Source organism: Clostridioides sp. LIBA-2809, assembly GCF_056688965.1.
In genome coordinates this window covers 83,296-105,676 of record NZ_CP197004.1, presented here as the reverse complement: position 1 = coordinate 105,676, position 22,381 = coordinate 83,296, and the positions used below count along the sequence as shown (strand labels likewise).

At 32.2% G+C, this 22,381-nt stretch carries 21 protein-coding genes and 1 other annotated feature; all 21 genes read right to left on the bottom strand.

The features are described 5' to 3' along the window. Positions 1–44 precede the first annotated feature (44 nt). Positions 45–2,111 carry an elongation factor G gene (gene fusA, locus ACTG44_RS00655; RefSeq protein ID WP_021382502.1) on the bottom strand — a complete coding sequence of 689 codons (2,067 nt, stop codon included), beginning with the start codon at positions 2,109–2,111 and terminating at the stop codon, positions 45–47. 48 nt (positions 2,112–2,159) lie between these two features. Then, a complete protein-coding gene (gene rpsG / locus ACTG44_RS00650) occupies positions 2,160–2,630 on the bottom strand; it encodes a 30S ribosomal protein S7 (protein ID WP_021382504.1) in 471 nt (156 codons plus the stop codon). Positions 2,631–2,751: 121 nt separating this feature from the next. After that, entirely contained in the window at positions 2,752–3,174 is a 423-nt protein-coding gene (gene rpsL, locus ACTG44_RS00645; protein ID WP_021382501.1) for a 30S ribosomal protein S12, read from the bottom strand. Between the two features lie 288 nt (positions 3,175–3,462). Beyond that, the gene (rpoC, locus tag ACTG44_RS00640; protein ID WP_021382500.1) at positions 3,463–6,948 is read right to left on the bottom strand and encodes a DNA-directed RNA polymerase subunit beta'; all 3,486 of its coding nucleotides are present in this window, start codon (positions 6,946–6,948) and stop codon (positions 3,463–3,465) included. Positions 6,949–6,989: 41 nt separating this feature from the next. Next, a complete protein-coding gene (gene rpoB, locus ACTG44_RS00635) occupies positions 6,990–10,706 on the bottom strand; it encodes a DNA-directed RNA polymerase subunit beta (RefSeq protein ID WP_021382506.1) in 3,717 nt (1,238 codons plus the stop codon). Positions 10,707–11,175: 469 nt separating this feature from the next. Continuing rightward, positions 11,176–11,964: a 7alpha-hydroxysteroid dehydrogenase gene (gene hdhA / locus ACTG44_RS00630; RefSeq protein ID WP_479917875.1), complete on the bottom strand. Its 789-nt coding sequence runs from the start codon at positions 11,962–11,964 to the stop codon at positions 11,176–11,178. Between the two features lie 388 nt (positions 11,965–12,352). Beyond that, positions 12,353–12,718 carry a 50S ribosomal protein L7/L12 gene (gene rplL, locus ACTG44_RS00625; protein ID WP_021382505.1) on the bottom strand — a complete coding sequence of 122 codons (366 nt, stop codon included), beginning with the start codon at positions 12,716–12,718 and terminating at the stop codon, positions 12,353–12,355. 57 nt (positions 12,719–12,775) lie between these two features. Continuing rightward, positions 12,776–13,282 (bottom strand): 50S ribosomal protein L10, encoded by a 507-nt coding sequence (gene rplJ, locus ACTG44_RS00620; RefSeq protein ID WP_003421187.1) that lies wholly within the window; start codon positions 13,280–13,282, stop codon positions 12,776–12,778. A gap of 42 nt (positions 13,283–13,324) precedes the next feature. Continuing rightward, positions 13,325–13,453 (bottom strand) — a sequence feature (ribosomal protein L10 leader region). Between the two features lie 51 nt (positions 13,454–13,504). Then, positions 13,505–14,203: a 50S ribosomal protein L1 gene (gene rplA / locus ACTG44_RS00615; RefSeq protein ID WP_021382507.1), complete on the bottom strand. Its 699-nt coding sequence runs from the start codon at positions 14,201–14,203 to the stop codon at positions 13,505–13,507. Between the two features lie 70 nt (positions 14,204–14,273). Next, positions 14,274–14,699 (bottom strand): 50S ribosomal protein L11, encoded by a 426-nt coding sequence (rplK, locus tag ACTG44_RS00610; protein WP_003421189.1) that lies wholly within the window; start codon positions 14,697–14,699, stop codon positions 14,274–14,276. Positions 14,700–14,734: 35 nt separating this feature from the next. Beyond that, positions 14,735–15,277: a transcription termination/antitermination protein NusG gene (nusG, locus tag ACTG44_RS00605; protein WP_003421190.1), complete on the bottom strand. Its 543-nt coding sequence runs from the start codon at positions 15,275–15,277 to the stop codon at positions 14,735–14,737. A 19-nt stretch (positions 15,278–15,296) separates the two neighbouring features. Beyond that, a complete protein-coding gene (gene secE / locus ACTG44_RS00600) occupies positions 15,297–15,518 on the bottom strand; it encodes a preprotein translocase subunit SecE (RefSeq protein WP_003429494.1) in 222 nt (73 codons plus the stop codon). A 25-nt stretch (positions 15,519–15,543) separates the two neighbouring features. Continuing rightward, the gene (gene rpmG, locus ACTG44_RS00595) at positions 15,544–15,693 is read right to left on the bottom strand and encodes a 50S ribosomal protein L33 (protein WP_003421192.1); all 150 of its coding nucleotides are present in this window, start codon (positions 15,691–15,693) and stop codon (positions 15,544–15,546) included. A gap of 249 nt (positions 15,694–15,942) precedes the next feature. Continuing rightward, positions 15,943–17,136 carry an elongation factor Tu gene (tuf, locus tag ACTG44_RS00590; RefSeq protein WP_169469762.1) on the bottom strand — a complete coding sequence of 398 codons (1,194 nt, stop codon included), beginning with the start codon at positions 17,134–17,136 and terminating at the stop codon, positions 15,943–15,945. A 73-nt stretch (positions 17,137–17,209) separates the two neighbouring features. Further along, the gene (sigH, locus tag ACTG44_RS00585; protein ID WP_021382468.1) at positions 17,210–17,857 is read right to left on the bottom strand and encodes an RNA polymerase sporulation sigma factor SigH; all 648 of its coding nucleotides are present in this window, start codon (positions 17,855–17,857) and stop codon (positions 17,210–17,212) included. A gap of 64 nt (positions 17,858–17,921) precedes the next feature. Further along, positions 17,922–18,449 (bottom strand): NYN domain-containing protein, encoded by a 528-nt coding sequence (locus tag ACTG44_RS00580; protein ID WP_021382459.1) that lies wholly within the window; start codon positions 18,447–18,449, stop codon positions 17,922–17,924. A gap of 2 nt (positions 18,450–18,451) precedes the next feature. Then, entirely contained in the window at positions 18,452–19,189 is a 738-nt protein-coding gene (gene rlmB, locus ACTG44_RS00575) for a 23S rRNA (guanosine(2251)-2'-O)-methyltransferase RlmB (protein ID WP_021382471.1), read from the bottom strand. 12 nt (positions 19,190–19,201) lie between these two features. Beyond that, positions 19,202–19,960 (bottom strand): FAD-dependent thymidylate synthase, encoded by a 759-nt coding sequence (thyX, locus tag ACTG44_RS00570; RefSeq protein ID WP_021382485.1) that lies wholly within the window; start codon positions 19,958–19,960, stop codon positions 19,202–19,204. 105 nt (positions 19,961–20,065) lie between these two features. Next, complete coding sequence (locus tag ACTG44_RS00565; RefSeq protein WP_044211958.1) at positions 20,066–20,461, bottom strand: ribonuclease III domain-containing protein; 396 nt, start codon at positions 20,459–20,461, stop codon at positions 20,066–20,068. Between the two features lie 2 nt (positions 20,462–20,463). Next, positions 20,464–21,861 (bottom strand): cysteine--tRNA ligase, encoded by a 1,398-nt coding sequence (cysS, locus tag ACTG44_RS00560; protein ID WP_021382482.1) that lies wholly within the window; start codon positions 21,859–21,861, stop codon positions 20,464–20,466. Between the two features lie 146 nt (positions 21,862–22,007). Further along, a complete protein-coding gene (locus ACTG44_RS00555; RefSeq protein WP_021382499.1) occupies positions 22,008–22,163 on the bottom strand; it encodes a hypothetical protein in 156 nt (51 codons plus the stop codon). Positions 22,164–22,381: the final 218 nt, after the last annotated feature.

Genomic DNA, 22,381 nt, shown 5'->3' with positions numbered 1-22,381 from the left:
ATCGCTGATTATTTTTTATATTTATATTATTAATTATTTTTAAATTATTTTCCTTCAGCTATTTTCTTAGCAACTGAAGCTGGAACTTGCTCATAGTGATCGAATATCATTGTATAAGTTGCACGACCTTGAGTTGAAGATCTTAGGTCTGTTGAGTATCCAAACATTTCTGAAAGTGGAACGAATGCATTTATAACTTGTGCACCACTTCTAGCTTCCATACCTTGAATTAATCCTCTTCTTGAGTTTAAGTCACCCATAACATCTCCCATGTAATCTTCAGGAGTAACAACTTCTACTTTGAAGTAAGGCTCTAAAAGAACTGCATTACCTTTCTTCATAGCATCTTTGAATGCCATTGAACCAGCCATTTTAAACGCCATCTCAGAAGAGTCAACCTCATGGTAAGAACCATCATATAACTCAACAGCAACGTCTACAACTGGATAACCAGCAACTATACCAGATTGCATAGCTCCTTGTATACCCATGTCAACTGGACCAACATATTCTTTTGGTACAGATCCACCAACAGTTTTGTTTGTGAACTTGTATCCTTCACCTGGCTCTTGAGGAGCAACTCTAATCTTAACGTGACCGTATTGTCCTCTACCACCTGATTGCTTAGAGTACTTGTATTCAACATCAACTGGTTGAGTTATAGTTTCTCTATATGCAACTTGTGGTGCACCAACTTTAGCTTCTACTTTGAATTCTCTTAATAATCTATCTACTATTATCTCTAAGTGTAACTCACCCATACCAGATATTATAGTTTGTCCTGTTTCTTGGTCAGTCTTAACTGTGAAAGTTGGGTCTTCTTCAGCTAATTTTTGAAGAGCTATACCCATTTTTTCTTGAGCTGCTTTAGAGCTTGGCTCTATAGCAACAGATATAACTGGCTCAGGGAATTCCATAGATTCAAGTATTATTGGATTAGCAGGGTCACATAATGTGTCTCCAGTAGTAGTATCTTTTAATCCTACTGCTGCTGCTATATCTCCAGCATAAACTTTAGTTATTTCTTCTCTTGTATTGGCATGCATTTGTAATATACGACCAATTCTTTCTCTCTTATTCTTAGTTGCATTTAAAACATAAGAACCAGATTCTAATGTTCCAGAGTAAACTCTGAAGAACGCTAGTTTTCCAACGAATGGGTCAGTCATTATTTTGAATGCTAATGCAGAGAATGGCTCTTCATCAGAAGAATGTCTTTCAGCTTCTTCTCCATCTTCTAATATACCTTTTATAGCTGCTATATCTGTTGGTGCTGGTAAGTAGTCTAAAACTGCATCTATTACTAACTGAACACCTTTATTTCTATAAGCTGTACCACAGAAAACTGGGTTCATTTCACAAGCTATAGTAGCTTTTCTTATAGCAACTTTTAATTCTTCTATAGTAGGCTCTTCACCTTCAAGGTATTTCATCATTAGTTCTTCATCAGTTTCAGCTACTGATTCAACTAATTTTTCTCTCCACTCAGTGGCTAATTCTTTCATGTCTTCTGGTATATCTGTTTCTTCCATTTCAACCCCTAGGTCGTCTTTGTATATAACAGCATCCATTTTTAATAAGTCTATTATACCTATGAATGAATCTTCTTTACCTATTGGTAATTGCATAGGAACTGCATTAGAATTTAATCTAGATTTCATCATGCTTACAACATTATAGAAATCTGCACCTAATATATCCATTTTGTTTACAAAAGCTATTCTAGGTACTCCATAAGTTTCAGCTTGTCTCCATACATTTTCTGATTGAGGCTCAACCCCACCTTTTGCACAGAATACAGCAACTGAACCGTCAAGAACTCTTAGAGATCTTTCAACTTCAACTGTGAAGTCCACGTGTCCAGGAGTATCTATTATATTTATTCTATGGTCTTTCCATGAAGCAGTAGTAGCGGCAGAAGTTATTGTTATACCTCTTTCCTTTTCTTGCTCCATCCAGTCCATTTGAGAAGCTCCTTCATGAGTTTCTCCTATTTTATGAGTTTGCCCAGTATAAAACAGAATTCTTTCTGTAGTAGTAGTTTTTCCTGCATCTATATGAGCCATGATTCCTATATTCCTAGTTCTTTCCAAAGGAAACTTTCTAGCCATGGTTATCCTCCTTATGATATCCTCAATTTTATAAGATATCTATATATCCTACCATCTGTAATGAGCAAATGCTTTATTAGCCTCTGCCATTTTATGAGTATCTTCTTTTTTCTTAACTGAAGCTCCAGTGTTGTTAGCTGCATCCATTATTTCTTTAGCAAGCTTATCAACCATTCCTTTTTCTCCACGAGCTCTAGTGTATTTTACTAGCCATCTTAAACCTAATGTTTGTCTTCTTTCAGGTCTAACTTCGATTGGTACTTGGTAGTTTGCTCCACCAACTCTTCTTGCTTTTACTTCTAAAACAGGCATTATATTGTCCATTGCTTTATTAAATACTTCTAAAGCTTCTTCTCCTGTCTTTTCAGCAATAACTGCGAAAGCATCATAAACTATACTTTGAGACTTTCCTTTTTTTCCGTCTACCATTAGATTATTTATTAATTTAGTAACTACCTTACTCCCATACATAGGATCTGGTAAAACTTCTCTTTTTGGAACATTACCTTTTCTTGGCATTTCGCTTCCCTCCTTAATTATTTAACTTAAATCATAGGTACTCGACATAATTCACTTAATGCCGTGATGCCATAAATATATATATTTAAAGCACCGAACTATAATCAATCATTAATTGTTTTTACTTTTTAGCTTCTTTAGGTCTCTTCGCACCGTACTTAGATCTTGATTGTCTTCTCTTATCAACACCTGCTGTATCTAAAGTACCTCTTAGTATATGGTATCTAACCCCTGGAAGGTCTTTTACTCTTCCTCCTCTTATAAGAACAACACTATGCTCTTGTAAGTTGTGTCCTTCTCCTGGTATATAAGCAGAAACTTCTATACCATTAGTTAATCTAACTCTGGCAACTTTTCTTAAAGCTGAGTTAGGTTTCTTAGGAGTAACTGTTTTTACTGAAGTACAAACCCCTCTTTTTTGTGGGGCACTAGCGTCAGTTACTTTCTTGTTTAAAGAGTTGTAACCTTTTTGTAATGCTGGAGCAGTAGATTTCTTCTCTACCGCTTTTCTACTTTTACGAACTAATTGGTTAATTGTTGGCATCATCTGCACCTCCTTCCAAATTTTCGATCTTATCAGTGACCGCCAACTACATCAATATGAATATTCATACTGACTGATTGTAACATACGTTACTTACAATTTAATGTCTATAACACATAAATATGTGATATTAGCATTTTTCTAGCTTGATGCTTTTTAGTTTTCATTTATTGCCATCTAAAAGTCACTAAGAGCTTATTCAAGCCCTTAGTGCACTTTTAAACAACACACTTTACTATTTTAACACCACAAATAATGGTTGTCAAGATTTCTTTACTCTATCTGCCATTAATCTTCAATTTTTTCAACAGCTATATTTCTATATTTCTTCATTCCTGTTCCAGCTGGTATTAATTTACCTAATATAACATTTTCTTTAAGTCCTATTAAGTGGTCTTCTTTACCTTTTATTGCTGCTTCTGTTAGTACTCTTGTTGTCTCCTGGAATGAAGCTGCTGATAAGAATGAATCAGTTGCAAGAGACGCTTTAGTTATACCAAGTAAAACTCTTTTAGCAACTGCTGGTCTTAGACCTTTGGCTACAGCATCTTTATTACATTCATTGAATGTTAATACATCTTCATATCCACCTGGTAATAAATCTGTATCTCCTGGGTCTTCAACTTTAACTTTAGATAGCATTTGTCTTACTATAACTTCTATATGCTTATCGTTAACGTCAACCCCTTGAAGTCTATACACTCTTTGAACTTCTTTAACTATATATTCTTGAACTCCCTTAACACCATTTACTCTTACTATATCATGAGGATTTATAAACCCTTGTGTTAATGGGTCTCCAGCTTCTAACATTTGACCTTGTTTAACCTTTAATCTAGAACCATATGGTATCACATATGTTTGAGTTTCGCCTTCTGCTGGTATTACATTTACTTCTTTTCTCTTTCCAGTTTCGTCTATTTCAACTCTACCAGATACTTCAGTTATTACGGCTAATCCTTTTGGTTTTCTAGCCTCAAATAATTCTTCAACCCTTGGAAGACCTTGAGTTATATCGGCTCCTGCAACTCCTCCAGTATGGAATGTACGCATTGTAAGCTGAGTACCCGGCTCACCGATAGATTGAGCTGCTATTATACCAACTGCTTCACCTATATTAACTTCTTTTCCTGTAGCTAAGTTTCTACCATAGCACTTAGAACAAACTCCATGATTAGTTTTACAGTTAAGAACTGTTCTTATCCTAATTTTTTCAATTCCTAAATCTACTATAGTTTCTGCTTCATCTTCTTGTATCATAGCATCAGCTTCAACTATAACTTCGCCAGTTTCAGGATTTAATATAGGGTCTATAGTATATCTTCCTACAATTCTATCGTATATCTCTTCTATAACTTCATTTCCTTCTTTTATAGCATAAATTTCTGTAGTATCCTCTGTTCCACAATCTATTTCTCTTACAATAACATCTTGACTTACATCAACAAGTCTTCTTGTTAAGTATCCAGATTCAGCTGTACGTATAGCGGTATCAGCAAGACCTTTTCTGGCACCATGTGAAGATGTAAAGTATTCTAGTACTGATAGACCTTCACGGAAATTAGATTTAACTGGTATCTCAACTGTTTTACCAGACGCATTGGCCATAAGACCACGCATTCCTGCCAGCTGTCTAATTTGGTTTTTAGAACCTCTGGCTCCTGAATGTGCCATTATATATATATTATTTAATCTGTCTAGTCCACCCATAAGAGCATCAGTAACTTTATCAGTTGTTTCTGTCCATGTCTCTATGACTTTCTCATATCTCTCTTCATCAGATATTAGACCTCTTCTGTACGCTTTTTCATATTTATCAACTTTTGCTTCTGCTTCAGATATAAATACTTTCTTTTCTTCTGGTACACTCATATCATCAACAGCAACTGTTATTCCACCTAGTGTAGAATATTTAAACCCTAGAGCTTTTATATAATCTAGTAATTCAGCTGTTTCTGTATTTCCATGTTTTCTAAAACATTTATCTATTATCTTCCCAAGAGATTTTTTATCTGCTAAGAAATCAACTTCCAGTGCAAATGGGTTTTCTTTTCTATCTACAAAACCTAAATCTTGAGGTATATTTTCATTAAATATAAATCTACCAACTGTACTTTCAACTAATGAACTGCTTCCATCTTCAAGTGTTACCTTTAATTTTACTAAAGCATGTAGATGAACTGATTTATTATAATAAGCAAGTAATAGTTCATTAAAATCTTTAAATACCATGCCTGTTCCTTTAGCTCCATCTTGTGCTTCTATTGTCAGATAATAACAACCTAAAACCATATCCTGAGATGGAGTAGTTATAGGTGAACCATCTTTAGGAGCAAGGATATTATTTACAGAAAGCATTAAGAATCTTGCTTCTGCTTGTGCCTCTACTGATAAAGGTACATGGACTGCCATTTGATCCCCATCGAAGTCTGCATTATATGCTGTACATACAAGAGGATGTAGTTTTATAGCCTTACCTTCAACTAAGATTGGTTCAAATGCTTGTATACCTAATCTATGTAGAGTCGGTGCACGGTTAAGAAGAACTGGATGACTTTTTATAACATCTTCTAAAACATCCCAAACTTCTGGTTTAACTTTTTCTACTATAGATTTAGCACTTTTTATGTTATGTGCATATCCTTCTTTAACTAATTTGTCCATAACAAATGGCTTGAATAATTCTAATGCCATTTTCTTTGGAAGTCCACATTGGTAAAATTTAAGTTCTGGTCCAACAACTATAACAGAACGTCCTGAGTAGTCAACACGCTTACCAAGTAAGTTTTGACGGAAACGACCTTGTTTACCTTTTAACATATCTGATAAAGATTTAAGTGGTCTATTTCCAGGGCCTGTTACAGGTCTACCTCTTCTACCATTATCTATTAATGCATCAACGGCTTCTTGAAGCATTCTTTTTTCGTTTCTTACAATTATATCTGGAGCTCCAAGCTCTAATAATCTTTTAAGTCTATTATTTCTATTTATAACTCTTCTATATAAATCATTTAGGTCTGAAGTCGCGAATCTTCCACCATCTAGTTGTACCATCGGTCTTAAATCTGGTGGTATTACTGGTATTGCATCTAAAATCATCCACTCTGGTTTATTTCCAGACTTTTTAAATGCCTCTACAACTTCTAATCTTCTGATTGTTCTAACTTTCTTTTGTCCTGTACTATCTTTTAATTCCGCTCTTAAGTCTTTACTTTGTTGTTCTAAATCTATATTCTGTAGCAATGTCTTTACAGCTTCAGCACCCATTCCTACAGTAAAAGTATATCCATACTTTTCAAGAGCAGTTCTGTATTCTTTTTCTGTAAGTAACTGTTTTTCATTTAATCCAGTTTCTCCTGGATCAACTACTACATATGAGGCGAAGTATAATATTTTTTCTAATGATCTTGGTGACATATCAAGTAAAAGTCCCATTCTACTTGGTATACCCTTGAAGTACCAGATGTGAGACATAGGAGCAGCTAGCTCTATATGTCCCATTCTCTCTCTTCTTACTTTTGATTTAGTTACTTCTACTCCACATCTATCACAAACTACACCTTTATATCTAACTCTTCTATATTTACCACAATGGCACTCCCAGTCTTTTTGTGGTCCAAATATTCTTTCACAGAAAAGACCATCTTTCTCTGGCTTTAAAGTACGGTAATTTATAGTTTCTGGCTTTTTAACTTCTCCTCTAGACCATTGTCTTATTTTTTCTGGAGAAGCCAATGCTATTTTTATCGACTCGAAATTGTTTAATTCAAACAAGGAGTTCTCTCCCTTCTATTTGAGATTTACATTAATTAAATTTACACATCAAAGTCATCACTTTCAAAATCTATTTCTTCTTCAAATAAATCCTCTTCAGCGAATTCTTCTAAATTCTCTATATCCTCATCTTCTGCGTTTTCAGCAAAATCATCTTCAATTTCTTCTATTATATTACTTTCTTCAACTTCTCCCATATGATTTACAACGTCTAGCTCAAATTCGCCTATTGTATCATCTTCATCTACAGATTCTCTTACTTCTATTTCTTGGTCTTCATCTGTCAATACTTTTACATCTAAGCATAAACTTTGAAGTTCTTTTATAAGAACCTTAAATGATTCTGGGATTCCTGGCTCAGGTATGTTTTCACCTTTAACTATAGCTTCATAAGTTCTAACACGACCTACAACATCATCAGACTTAACAGTAAGTATTTCTTGAAGTATGTGAGCAGCTCCATATGCTTCTAGAGCCCAAACCTCCATCTCTCCAAATCTTTGTCCACCAAATTGAGCTTTACCACCTAGTGGCTGTTGAGTAACTAATGAGTATGGTCCAGTACTTCTTGCATGTAATTTTTCATCTACTAAGTGATGTAGTTTTAAGTAATACATATATCCAACAGTTATTCTGTTATCAAAAGTTTCACCTGTTCTACCATCGTATAAAGTTAATTTACCATCTCTAGGATACCCAGATGCCTCAAGAGCATCCATTATATCGTACTCATTAGCACCATCGAATACTGATGTTGCCACATACCATCCTAATGTCTTAGCAGCAAGTCCCAAATGGACTTCTAGAACCTGACCGATGTTCATACGTGATGGTATACCTTGTGGGTTAAGTATTATGTCTAGAGGAGTTCCATTTTCCATGAATGGCATATCTTCTTCTGGTAATATTCTTGAGATAACCCCTTTGTTACCATGACGACCAGCCATTTTATCTCCAACTTTTATCTTTCTTTTTTTAGCTATATAACATCTTACTAATTCATTTACTCCTGGAGATAAGTCATCTCCATTTTCTCTAGTAAATACTTTTACATCAACTATTATACCAGATTCACCATGAGGTACTTTAAGTGAAGTATCTCTAACTTCCCTAGCTTTTTCTCCGAATATTGCACGAAGCAATCTTTCCTCAGCAGTAAGTTCAGTTTCTCCTTTTGGAGTTACCTTACCAACTAGTATATCACCTGAGTCTACCTCTGCACCTATTCTTATTATACCTCTGTCATCTAGGTTTTTAATTGCACTATCTCCAACATTAGGTATATCCCTAGTTATTTCCTCTGGTCCTAGTTTTGTATCTCTAGCTTCACATTCATACTCTTCTATATGAATTGTTGATAATCTATCTTCTTTAACTAATCTTTCATTTATTAATATGGCATCCTCGTAGTTATAACCTTCCCAAGTCATGAATGCTATAAGACAGTTTCTTCCAAGTGCAACTTCTCCTAAATCAGTTGCTGGACCATCTGCTATAACATCGCCTCTCTCAATCTTTTCACCTTTACTTATTATAGGTGTTTGATTTATACAAGTACCTGAGTTTGAACGTTTAAACTTAAGTAAATTATATCTATCTCTGTTTCCATCTTCTCTTTTTATAATTATTTCATCTGCTGTTACTCTTTCTGCTATACCAGAGTTTCTAGCAACAACAACTGCTCCAGAGTCTTTTGCAGCTCTATATTCTATACCAGTTCCTATAATTGGTGCTTCTCTTCTAACTAGAGGCACTGCCTGACGCTGCATGTTAGCTCCCATAAGGGCACGGTTGGCATCATCATTTTCTAGGAAAGGTATCATAGCAGTGGCAACAGATACAACTTGCTTAGGAGATATATCCATGTAATCTACTCTGCTTTCAGGAACCATTTCAACAGCACCATTTACAGTTCTACAAACAACTCTATGGTTTACGAACTTACCATCATCTGTTAATGGCTCATTTGCCTGAGCTCTTACAAATAAATCTTCCTCATCAGCAGTTAGATAATGTATTTCATCAGTAACTGTTGATGTTTCTTTATCAAATTTTCTATATGGTGATTCTATAAATCCAAATTCATTTATCTTTGCATAAGTTCCTAGAGAGTTTATAAGACCGATGTTTGGTCCCTCTGGAGTCTCTATCGGACACATTCTACCATAGTGTGAATGGTGAACGTCACGCACTTCGAATCCAGCTCTTTCTCTTGAAAGACCTCCAGGTCCAAGAGCTGATAATCTTCTCTTATGTGTTAACTCAGACAGAGGATTTGTTTGGTCCATGAACTGAGATAACTGAGAACTACCAAAGAATTCTTTTATTGCAGCAGAAACTGGTCTTATGTTAACCAACGCTTGAGGCGTTATGGCTTCCATATCTTGAACTGTCATTCTTTCTTTTATAACTCTTTCCATTCTTGAAAGACCAATTCTAACTTGATTTTGTAATAATTCACCTACAGATCTTATTCTTCTGTTTCCTAGGTGGTCTATATCATCAATATTTCCTATATTATAGAATATATTAAATTCATAACTTATTGAAGCTATTATATCATCTAATAATATATGTTTTGGTATAAGTTCTTTAATTCTTGATTTTATAGCTTCTTTTATTTCTTCTTCGTCGCTATATCCATCTAAAATTTCTTTTAAAGTTGGATAATGTACTTTTTCTTTTATGTTTAAATCATCTATGTCAAAATTAATGTGAGACTTAATATCTACAAAGTTGTTTCCTATAACTCTAACTTTCTTATCATCATCCATTAGTAGATTTACTACATTTATACCTGCATTTTGTATATCTTTAGCTAACTCATAACTTATTTTTTCTCCAGCTTTTACAAATACTTCCCCAGTTTCTGGATTAATTATGTCTTGTGCTGAAATTTTATTCATTATTCTATAACATAAAGCAAGTTTCTTATTAAACTTATATCTACCAACTTTTGCTAAATCATATCTTTTTGGATCAAAGAATAAAGCATTTAACAAAGATGATGCACTTTCTACAGTAGGAGGTTCGCCTGGTCTTAATTTTTTATATATCTCAACAAGACCTTCTTCTACTGATTTAGTATTATCCTTTTCTAATGTAGCAGTTAATCTCTCGTCTTCTCCTAAAAGGTCAATTATCTCTGCATCTGTTCCTATTCCTAAAGCTCTAAGTAAAACTGTAACTGGTTGCTTTCTTGTTCTATCAACTCTTACAGAAATTACATCATTAGAATCTGTCTCATATTCTAACCATGCTCCTCTATTAGGAATTACAGTAGATGAAATCAATCTCTTACCTGTTTTATCTCTTTCTTCCGCATAGTAAACACCAGGAGATCTAACTAATTGACTTACTATAACTCTTTCTGCTCCATTTATAACGAAAGTTCCTCTTTCTGTCATTAAAGGGAAGTCACCCATAAATACTTCTTGTTCTTTTATTTCGCCTGTTTCTTTATTTATAAGTCTTACCTTAACTTTTAGAGGTGCACAATATGTAGCATCTCTCTCTTTACACTCTTCTATATCGTACTTTGGTTTATCGTCTAAAGAATAGTCAACAAATTCCAATATAAGATTACCAGTATAATCTTCTATTGGTGAAATATCATCAAACACTTCTTTTAAACCTTCTTTTAAAAACCACTCATAGGAATCTACTTGAATTTCTATAAGATTTGGCACATCAGCTATTTCCTTAATTTTAGAAAAGCTCATTCTAGTTCTTTTACCTATCGTGACAGGATGTGGCATTCACTTTTCACCTCTCAATAATTAAAAATAAAACAATAGTTCATTCTAACGCATCTAATAATTTTAGCATATTGTCAAGTATTTTTCAATATATTTTTTATCTTATATGTAAACTATGCATTATTTTTGATTTTTTGTAAATTATTTTAAGCATATATTATGTATTATGTACAATTTTTCAATATAAAATCCATATTTTGCATTTATAGGTCTAATTTTCTATATAAAATTATATACAAATACCATTCCCCTATTTAATTATAATTCCATAAGAAAATAGTTGTAAATAATTAGATTTATACAAATATATACAATTTATTTAATATACAAAATAAAGACCATAGATAAATTTAAATTGGAATTTTGAGCATTAAACTTTTTCCAATATAAATTATATCTATGGTCTTTATAAAAATAGAATTTTTAACATAACTAATTCATAAATCTTCATTACATATTATCAACTTGACTATCCTAATATATTATCTGCAAATTGTGGAGTAGGTAAACCAAATCCTCCTGCAACTTCAAGTAAATCTCCTGTTATAAATGATGAGTCATCGCTAGCATAGAATAAGACAGCTTTAGCGATATCATCTGGTTCTCCTATACGATTTAAAGGAACATGCTTTAAAAACTCTTTTATGAATTCTGGAGACATATTATCCAGTGCAGCCTTAGTTGCAATAAGACCTGGAAGTACAGCATTACATCTAACATTATCTTTTGCATATTGTGTCGCTATATTTTGAGTTAATGAATTGATTGATGCTTTTGATACACAATAAGCTATTCTGGATAAATCAGGTAACACTGAACCTATACTTGATATATTTACTATACTGCCTTTTCCATTCTTTATCATATGAGGAATTGCTGCTTTACATGGTAAATACACACTTTTTAAATTAGTATTTACTGTGTCAAAGAAATTATCTGTATCCCCAGTTACAAGGTCTTTGTCAAGAGAAGGGTTTGTTGAACCAAAATTGTTTACAAGTATATCTATCTTACCTTCTTTTTTAACTACATCTTCTATCATTGAAGTAAAAGTTTCTTCTTCACGAGCATTAAAGTAAACAAACTTAGCACAACCACCTTCTGCACTTATTTTATTTATAACTTCATTAGCTAATTCTTCTGAACGAGCTGCTAAATATACAATTGCTCCATTCTTTGCTAATATCTCTGCTGAAGCTAATCCAATACCTTTTGTTGCAGCAGTAACTACTGCAATTTTTCCTTGTAATTTTTCCATTGTTAATTCCTCCTTAAATATATCCTTCAAAGTCTACAATTTTCGATTTTTTTAAATACTTAGTTCATTTTAAAATTCATATTCGTTAATTAATTATTTATTACATTTTATTTCCAAATTACTCATGTATTTTTCTAAAATAATATGTAATTTTTTACAGTTCCATTTAATTATATACCCTACATATATACATTACAATAATTGTTTATATTTTAATTTAATAACAATATTAAATTAAAATATCATTACATACTATATGATACCCTTAATTTAATACTATTATATAAATTTTTTTCATTTTATAAAAATATTTTATTTATAATTCCAAATAAATTCTATAATTCTTTGCAAATAAAAAAGATACCCATTGGGTATCTTTTTAAAGAAACTACTTAACTTCTACTTTAGCTCCAGCAGCTTCTAATTTTTCTTTTATTTGATCAGCTTCTTCTTTAGAAGCTCCTTCTTTAACTGTCTTAGGAGCATTATCAACTACTTCTTTAGCTTCTTTTAATCCTAATCCTGTTATTTCTCTAACTGCTTTTATAACTCCAACTTTTGAAGAACCAACTTCAGCTAATACTACATCAAACTCAGTTTTTTCTTCAGCAGCTGGTCCACCAGCAGCTGCGCCAGCTACCATTACTGGAGCTGAAGCTGATACACCGAATTTTTCTTCAGCAGCTTTAACTAATTCATTTAATTCTAAAACTTTCATATTTTCTATAGCTTCTAATATTTGTTCTATTGTCATTTTTAGCACCTCCGAATTTTATTTCAAATTAATATTTATAATTTTTTAATTAAGCAATTAAGCTTCTTCTTGACCTTCTGCCTTTTTCGCTATTGCATCTATTAAATATGCAAAGTTTGATACTGGAGCTTTTAAGCTACCAAGTAATTTAGCGATAAGAACTTCTCTTGATGGTATGTTAGCCATTTCAACAATTTTAGACTCATCGTAGAATGCACCTTCCACAATACCCATCTTTAATTTCATCTTTGGATGAGAATCCATGAATCCTTTTAATATTCTTGCTGGAGCAACTGGATCATCATATCCAAATGCTATAGCATTAGTTCCAACTAATAATTCATCATTGAATTGCTCTATACCAACTTCTTTAGCTGCTCTTCTAACTAAAGTATTTTTATATACTTTGTAATCTACACCAGCTTCTCTCATTTGTTTTCTTAACTCAGTTACTTCTTCAACTGTTAATCCTTTGTAATCTACAACAACAGCAGCAGAAGATTTTTGTAACTTTTCAACTATCTCAGAAACAACTTCTGATTTAATTTCTATAGCTTTTCTCATATAGATGTGCACCTCCTTCACCAAATAGGCTTAGTATTTACCGCAACATTATAAAAAGCTTTTGTTGCCAAAAGTAGACATCAAAAGCTTTAGTAATCTCAATTTATCTAAAACCTCGGCGGGATATTAAGCTTTCGCACCCACTATCTACGGCAAATCTATTCTTTTTTACATTGACAAGTGATATAATAACATTTTTGTCAACCTGTGTCAACAGTTTTATTATTCAGCTGTTCTTGCTGGGTTTATTTTAACTCCAGGTCCCATTGAAGAAGCTACTGTTACACTTCTTAAATATTGTCCTTTAGCAGCAGCTGGTTTAGCTTTTATTATAGCATCCATTAATGCTGCAAAGTTTTCAGCTAATTTTTCTCCACCAAATGATACTTTTCCTACTGGAACGTGTATTATGTTAGTTTTGTCTAATCTGTATTCAACTTTACCAGCTTTTATTTCATCTATAGCTTTAGCTACATCAAATGTAACTGTTCCTGATTTAGGGTTTGGCATTAAACCTTTAGGTCCTAATACTCTACCTAATCTACCTACTACACCCATCATATCTGGAGTAGCAACTACTATATCAAATTCAAACCAGTTTTCACCTTGTATTTTTTGAACTAATTCTTCAGCTCCTACAAAGTCAGCACCAGCTTGTTCAGCTTCTTTAGCTTTCTCACCTTTAGCAAAAACTAAAACTCTTTTAGTTTTACCAGTTCCGTGAGGTAATACAACTGCACCTCTTACTTGTTGGTCAGCATGTCTTGAGTCAACACCCAATTTAATGTGTGCTTCTACTGTCTCATCAAATTTAGCTCCAGCTATATCTGAAACTAATGTTAATGCTTCTGATGCATCATAGAATTTAGTTCTATCTACTTTTTGTAATGCACCTGCATATCTTTTACCTTTTTTAGCCATTTTATTTTCCTCCTCGTGGTTAATTTCGGCTTTTCGCCTCCCACTTTATAAAAAAAAGTGTTTCTTTTTATTAGTCTTCTATTACAACACCCATGCTTCTAGCAGTACCAGCTATCATACTCATAGCAGCTTCTACTGATGCAGCATTTAAGTCAGGCATTTTTAACTCAGCTATTTCTCTTACTTGAGCTGAAGTCATTTTAGCAACTTTCTTTTTGTTTGGTTCTCCAGAACCTGATTTTAAGTTTAATGCTTTTTTAATTAAAACTGCAGCTGGTGGAGTTTTTGTTATAAAACTGAATGATCTATCTTGATATACAGTTATAACAACTGGTATTATCATTCCAGCTTGATCTGCAGTTTTAGCATTAAATTCTTTTGTGAATCCCATTATATTAACACCATGTTGTCCTAATGCTGGTCCAACTGGTGGCGCTGGAGTAGCCTTTCCTGCAGGTATTTGTAATTTTATTTGACCTATAACTTTTTTAGCCATTTTGAGCGCACCTCCTCAGATTTTTCTATATAGTATTAGATTTTTTCTATACCTTCAAGCTCTATTACAAATAGAGTCCTTTTACCAAATGCATTTATGCATACTTTGACTTCTCTATTTTCTAAGTCAATTTCTTCTATGTTACCTATTTGTCCACTAAATGGTCCTTGAGATACTTTTACTGTGTCTCCTATTTCAAAATCAATATCGCTATTTACTACTTTAGGGTCTGTTGTATCTATTCCCATAGCTTTGACTTCATCTTCACTTAATGGTACTGGTTTTGAACCAGGTCCAACGAAACCTGTAACTCCCTTAGTATTTCTTACTACATACCAAGATTCATCAGTTATTATCATTTTAACCAAAACATAACTTGGATAAACTTTACGTTGTCTAGTTTTTTCTTTTCCAGTTTTAGTAGTTTCCACTACCTCTTCTGTTGGAACAACTACTTGTCTTATGCAGTCTTCCATACCTCTTGTTTTAACTGCTTTCTCAATTGTAGCTTTAACTTTATTTTCATGTCCCGAATAGGTATGAACTACATACCAACTTGCTTCTTGTAATTCTGACATTTAACTTACCTCTTTTCGTCTATTTTAGTAATAACGCTAGTGCACCAGATAATATAGTGTCTATACCCCATACTAATATAGTGCATGAAATAACTACAGTTAAAACTATACTTGTGTTTTTAAACAGTTCCTTTTTTGTCGGCCATGTAACTCTTTTTAATTCTTGTTTAGTCTCTTTTAAATATCCAAATAAACTAAACCTTTTTTTAGTTTTTGCACCGTCATTTTTTTGGGCAGCCATTCCATACTCACATCCTTATAAAAAACTATTTTGTTTCTTTATGAGTTGTATGCTTTTTACAGAATCTACAATATTTTTGTAATTCTATTCTGTCTGGATTATTTTTCTTATTCTTAGTAGTGTTGTAGTTTCTTTGCTTACACTCTGTACATGCTAAAGTTACTTTAACTCTCATCTGATACACCTCCAACTTTGTAATACAATAATATATATTGTTAATATATGTGAATATAATACCTTTAAAATATGTATTTATTAAAAATCTACAGTATTCAAGATATTATTAACTTCCTATAATCATTACCTTGTATAAGTTATCACAAAATCCTATGCTGTGTCAATGTTTTTGTATTTCTATGTTAAAAAAAGAGGAGCATAACCCCTCTTTCTATTATTCTTTTTAATCCATCAGTTTAATAAAAGATTACTCTACTATTGTAGCAACAACTCCTGAAGCTACTGTTCTTCCACCTTCTCTTATTGAGAATCTTAATCCCTCTTCTACAACTATTGAGTTTATTAAGTCTACTTCCATCGTTACGTTATCTCCAGGCATTACCATTTCTATTCCATCTGGTAATTTACAAGCTCCTGTTACGTCTGTTGTTCTGAAATAGAATTGTGGTCTATATCCATCAAAGAATGGTGTATGTCTTCCACCCTCTTCTTTTTTAAGTACATATACTTCTGCTGTAAACTTTGTGTGTGCCTTTACTGATCCAGTTTTTGCTAGTACTTGTCCTCTTTCTATCTCGTTTCTTTGTACACCTCTTAATAATGCTCCTATATTATCACCTGCTTGTGCTTGGTCTAATAATTTTCTGAACATCTCTACTCCTGTTACTACTACTTTTCTTGGTGCTTCTGTTAATCCTACTAATTCTACTTCGTCTTGTACTTTTAGTACTCCTCTTTCTACTCTTCCTGTTGCAACTGTTCCTCTTCCTGTGATTGAGAATACGTCCTCTACTGGCATTAAGAATGGCTTGTCTGTATCTCTCTCTGGTGCTGGAATATACTCATCTATTTGCTCGAATAATTCTACTATCTTATTTCCCCACTCGCTCTTTGGATCTTCTAATGCCATTAATGCTGATCCTCTTACTATTGGAGTATCATCTCCTGGGAAATCATATTCTGTTAATAAATCTCTTACTTCCATTTCTACTAATTCTAATAACTCTTCATCATCTACCATGTCACATTTGTTTAAGAATACTACTATATATGGTACACCAACTTGTCTTGATAATAGTATATGCTCTCTTGTTTGTGGCATTGGTCCATCTGTTGCTGAACAAACTAATATTGCTCCGTCCATTTGTGCTGCTCCTGTTATCATGTTCTTAACGTAGTCAGCATGTCCTGGGCAGTCAACGTGTGCGTAGTGTCTGTTTGGAGTCTCATACTCAACGTGTGCTGTTGATATTGTGATTCCTCTTTCTCTTTCTTCTGGAGCTTTATCTATGTTTGCGAAATCTACTGCTTCTCCTAATTGGTATCTGTCATATAATGTTTTTGTTATTGCTGCTGTTAATGTAGTTTTACCGTGGTCAACGTGTCCTATTGTACCTATATTAACATGAGGTTTTGTTCTTTCGTATTTAGCTTTAGCCATTTTGAATTTCCTCCCTTATCTTTCGATATAAATTAATTTTGCTCACAATAAGCTTATGGTAAGTATTTTACTATTAATCATTTCTGTTTTCAAGATGTTTTTCTAATTTTCTCTTAACCCTTTGTAAAGCGTTATCTATTGACTTTACATCTCTTTTAAGCTTGTCCGCTATAAACTGGTATGACTTTCCATTTAAATATAATTCTAGGACTTCTAATTCCAAGTCACTTAATAATTCGTTCATCTTTGATTCTATATTTTTCAACTCTTCTTTACTAATTATAAGCTCTTCTGGATCTGTTACTATACTTGTAGCTATAATATCTAAAAGTGTTCTGTCTGACTCTTCATCATATATTGGTTTATTCAAAGAAACATATGAATTTAAAGGTATATGTTTTTGTCTTGTTGCAGTTTTTATAGCAGTTATTATTTGTCTTGTTATACATATCTCTGCAAAACATTTAAATGAATTTGTCTTGCTTCCATCAAAATCTCTAACTGCCTTATAAAGGCCTATCATTCCTTCTTGTATTATATCTTCTTTATCTGCTCCAATTAAAAAATATGACTTTGCTTTTGCCTTTACAAAATTTCTGTATTTGGTAATAATGTACTCTAATGCTATTTTATCTCCTTCACTTGCTCTTAATACAATGTTATACTCATCTTGCTGACAATTGTCTATTAACTCATAACTTTTTTCTTTCGCTACCAACATGTAAATCTCCCCCATATATAAAACAAATTTATAGGTATATTATAGTCTAAAGAAGCTAGTAATTTCAACGCTTTCTACGAATGTTCTCAAGTTTCGACAATGTTTCTTTATCTAACCTTTCCTCCAACCAATTTCGCTGAATTTTTTTCCTCAAACCGCTATTTTTTTCCTTCATTTTATTCTTGGAACGATCTAACTCTAGCTTTAATTCTCTCGCAGACATTCTTGTAGCACCTTTTCCTAAAATCATTTGTTGCTCTGCATAGTCATTAGTCGCTACTTTTACATCATCATACTTTGATAAAGAAGTTATAAATTTTTCTATATAACTATCTGCTGTTTGGTGCTCTCTTGTATAAACTATTGTTATGTGTTTTCTTTTCTCAACTTTTTCTCGTGAATTCTTAACATTATAAGCATCAAAAACTATTATAGTTTTATAACCCATAAACTCAGAAAATTCTATAATATCATCAATAAGCTTTTCTCGAGAATCTTCTAAGTCCTCTTTAGCCAGTTCTTTCAAATTATCCCACGCATTTATAATATTGTAGCCATCTATTATTAAGTAATGATTTATATTTTTTTTCATGGTTATTTACTTTTATCCAGTCTTTGTCTGAATATCTCATATAAAAGTATCCCACCTGCCACAGATGCATTTAAAGACGTAACATTACCTATCATTGGCATTTTTACTATAAAGTCACAGTTTTGTTTAACCAATCTAGATATTCCAAAACCTTCACTTCCAATTACTACACCAAGAGGACCTGTAAGATTTTGTTTATAAAAAGTTTCTCCATCCATATCAGCAGCTGCAATCCACAGCCCTTCATCTTTTAATCTTTTTATTGTATTAACTATATTGGTTACCTTACAAACTGGCATATACTCTACTGCTCCAGCGGATGCTTTAGCAACTACAGGGGTTATGTGTACAGACCTTCTCTTTGGAATAATAACTCCATGTGCTCCTACTGCATCTGCTGTCCTTATTATCGAACCTAGATTATGTGGATCTGTTATCTCATCTAGTATAATGAAAAATGGGTCCTCATCTTTATTCTTTGCTAAATCTATTAACTCATCCAATTCATAATACTTATATTCACTTGCATAAGCTATTACACCTTGATGTGCATGACTTGTGCTGACCTCGTCCAACTTATGTTTATCAACATATTGTATGATTATGTTTTTTTCTTTAGCCATTCCTATTATTTTTTTAATTGAACCTTCTTTAGCTGAATTTGAAATTAATATTTTGTCTATTTCTCTATCACTTTTTATAGCTTCTATTACTGGATTTCTTCCTTCTATACTTGCCAAATGATTCACCTCCTACAAGGCCTTAAATTTTTCTCTAACTTGAACTATATCTCCACAAGTCATAGTTCCTTCTGGACAACTCCCATTTACACAACTTGGTCCAGTCTTTTTAAATAGTATTGGAGCAACCTTTTTAACCTCTCTTAACATCTCTACAGCTAGATTTCTTATTTCCCACTGTGCTCTTTCACAGCATCTATGTTCAAAGAAATTAAACAAACTTCTAGCGTTTATAGTAAATACCATTTTTGTTTCGCATGCATTTGGAAATACATATCTAGCATCTTCTATTGCTTTCTTCTCAGCTTGTCTTTTTGCTGTTTTTTCATTTTTTCCATCTTTTATTAATTCATTATAATGATTTTCAAATAATATCTCTACTAAGTTATCATAAGCCTCTTGGTCTTTTTTCATTGAATTTATAAATAACTCTTTTGCTTTTTCTATTTTTTCTATTTCTGGAGGAATTATGTACTCAAATTGCTCTAATTTAACATATCTTTGACTTTGTTGTGAAAAACTAGCTATACGATGTCTAACAATTTGATGTGAACAAGCTCTTGATATCCCTTCTATTGAAAATGTAAATGAAGCATGTTCTAATATTGACCCATGGCCTATACCTAATAACATATTTAAAAATTTCTCTATACTTTCATCTGTTAAGTCTTTTTCTATTTCGTCTGTCCCAACTGGTGAATAACATAGCTTAGCTGCCATAGCTATTACTTTTTCTGGTTCAGGTGTATGTGATATTAATTTTACTTTCATAAACTTTTATCCTTTCTCATGACTAATTTCTATATATTTATTATACATTAGTTATAAAAAAAGTGTTGCCTTATTGATTATTATTAAGACAACACTCTTTAATATTTACATATCTCTTTCAATAATTTTGATTCCTTTATTGATAATATATTGAAGTCTCTCTATTTCATTATTTAAATACAAATATCCAACCAAGGCCTCAAATCCAGTTGCATGTTTATAGTCTATAATATCTGCATTTTTAGGAGAAGTATTTGATTTTTGATTTCTTCCCCTTTTGTATATTTTGCTCTCTTCCTCAGTTAATTCAGCTTCAATTTCATGAATTATACTCGCCTGAGCTTTAGCTTTTACATACTTTATAGCTAATTTATGCAAATCATTAACTTTTCTTTGTGTATTCTGTCTAATTAAATGTTCTCTTATATATGTCTCATACACTGTATCACCTAAGTATGCTAAAACTAGTGGTGACATAGTAACTAATTCAGTTTTTTCCATTTTTATACCCTTTTCCACTTAACACCTTGTCTTGTGTCTTCTAATACAATTCCCATATCTAATAATTGTTGTCTTATATCATCTGCTAATTGGAATTCTTTATTTTTCTTTGCATCAGTTCTTTTTTGTATTAATTCTTCAATGTCCTTATCTAATACAGTATCTTTTTTCTTATTTACAATGTTTAATACTTTTGTAAGCTCATTAAATTCATCTAAGCATTTTTTAGCAAACTCTAGAGAAGAGTTTTCATCTACATTAGAATTTATTAACTTAGCTAACTCAAATATTACACTCACTGCATCTGCTGTATTGACATCATCATCCATAGCGTCGATAAATTTTTGTCTGAAGTTATCTAACTCTTTAACAAGCTCTACTTCTTTTTCTGTTAAAGTAGACTCTTTTAAATTACTTAATGTAAATTCTAATTTTTCTTTAGTATTATATAATCTTTCAAGACCAGCTTTAGCTTGATTTAGCATCTCATCACTAAAGTTTACTGGATTTCTATAATGTGCTGATAACATGAAAAATCTTACTATCTCTAAATCATATAATTTTGATATATCTCTTACTGTAAAGAAATTACCTTTAGATTTACTCATCTTTTCATCATTTATATTTATATATCCATTGTGCATCCAGTATTTTGAGAATGTTTTTCCACTTCTAGCTTCACTTTGAGCTATTTCATTTTCATGATGTGGGAATGTTAAATCTTGACCACCTGCATGTATATCAATTGTCTCACCTAAATATCTCTTAGACATAACAGAACATTCTATATGCCATCCAGGTCTACCTTCTCCCCAAGGACTATCCCATCCTGGTTCACCTTCTTTTTTGGCTTTCCAAAGAACAAAATCCATAGGATGTCTTTTTTGGTCATTAACTTCAATTCTAGCACCAGCTTCTAAGTCTTCTTGTTTTTGACCTGAAAGCTTTCCATATCCTTCAAACTTATTTGTATCAAAATACACATCACCATTTACTGCGTATGCATATCCCTTATCTTCTAATTCTTTTATAAAATCTATAATCTGTTGTATATTATCTGTAACTTGAGGATGAACAGTAGCTCTTTTAATTCCTAACCCATCACAATCTACAAAATATTCTTTTATATACTTAGTAGCAACTTCCTCTGGAGATATTCCTTCTTCATGGCTTCTATTTATAATCTTGTCATCAACATCTGTAAAGTTTTGTACATAAGTTACATCATATCCTCTATACTCTAAATACCTTCTTAGAGTATCAAATATTATAAATGGTCTTGCATTACCTATATGTATATAGTTATAAACTGTCGGACCACACACATACATTTTTACCTTTCCTTCTTCTAATGGAACAAATTCTTCTTTTGTTCTAGTCAATGTATTATAAACTTTCACACTCATCACCTCACCGTATTTTTATAAATTATTTTATTAACATTATATATTATATTATAGTTGAAAATTGCAATAAATAATAGTACTACTATCATTTTTAGTACTATCCTTCTAAACCACATCATAACAAATACTATTGTTATTCTCTATTGCTCTTCTAAAAATATCTTTTTTTGAGAAGAACATTTTTCAAAAGTTTCTTCTGTAATCATTTTTTCATCTTTTAATTTTTCTAAAATTGTAACATATTCTAAGCATAGCTCCTTTAATTCCTTTTTAACATCATCCATATTACTATACATAGTAATTACCCCCTTAATAATTAAATCAAACTAAAATAATAGATTTCCTTCTTCTATGCTTAATATTTTTATTAGTTTATTATTAATATTTTATTTATATTTTTGCTTTGCTTTTTATATATTAAATTTATAGCCCTAAATACCTTCATTTTCTTAACTAGATATTTTCACCAAATACTAACACAAAAAAAGTCCGCTTCTAAATTAGCGGACTTTTA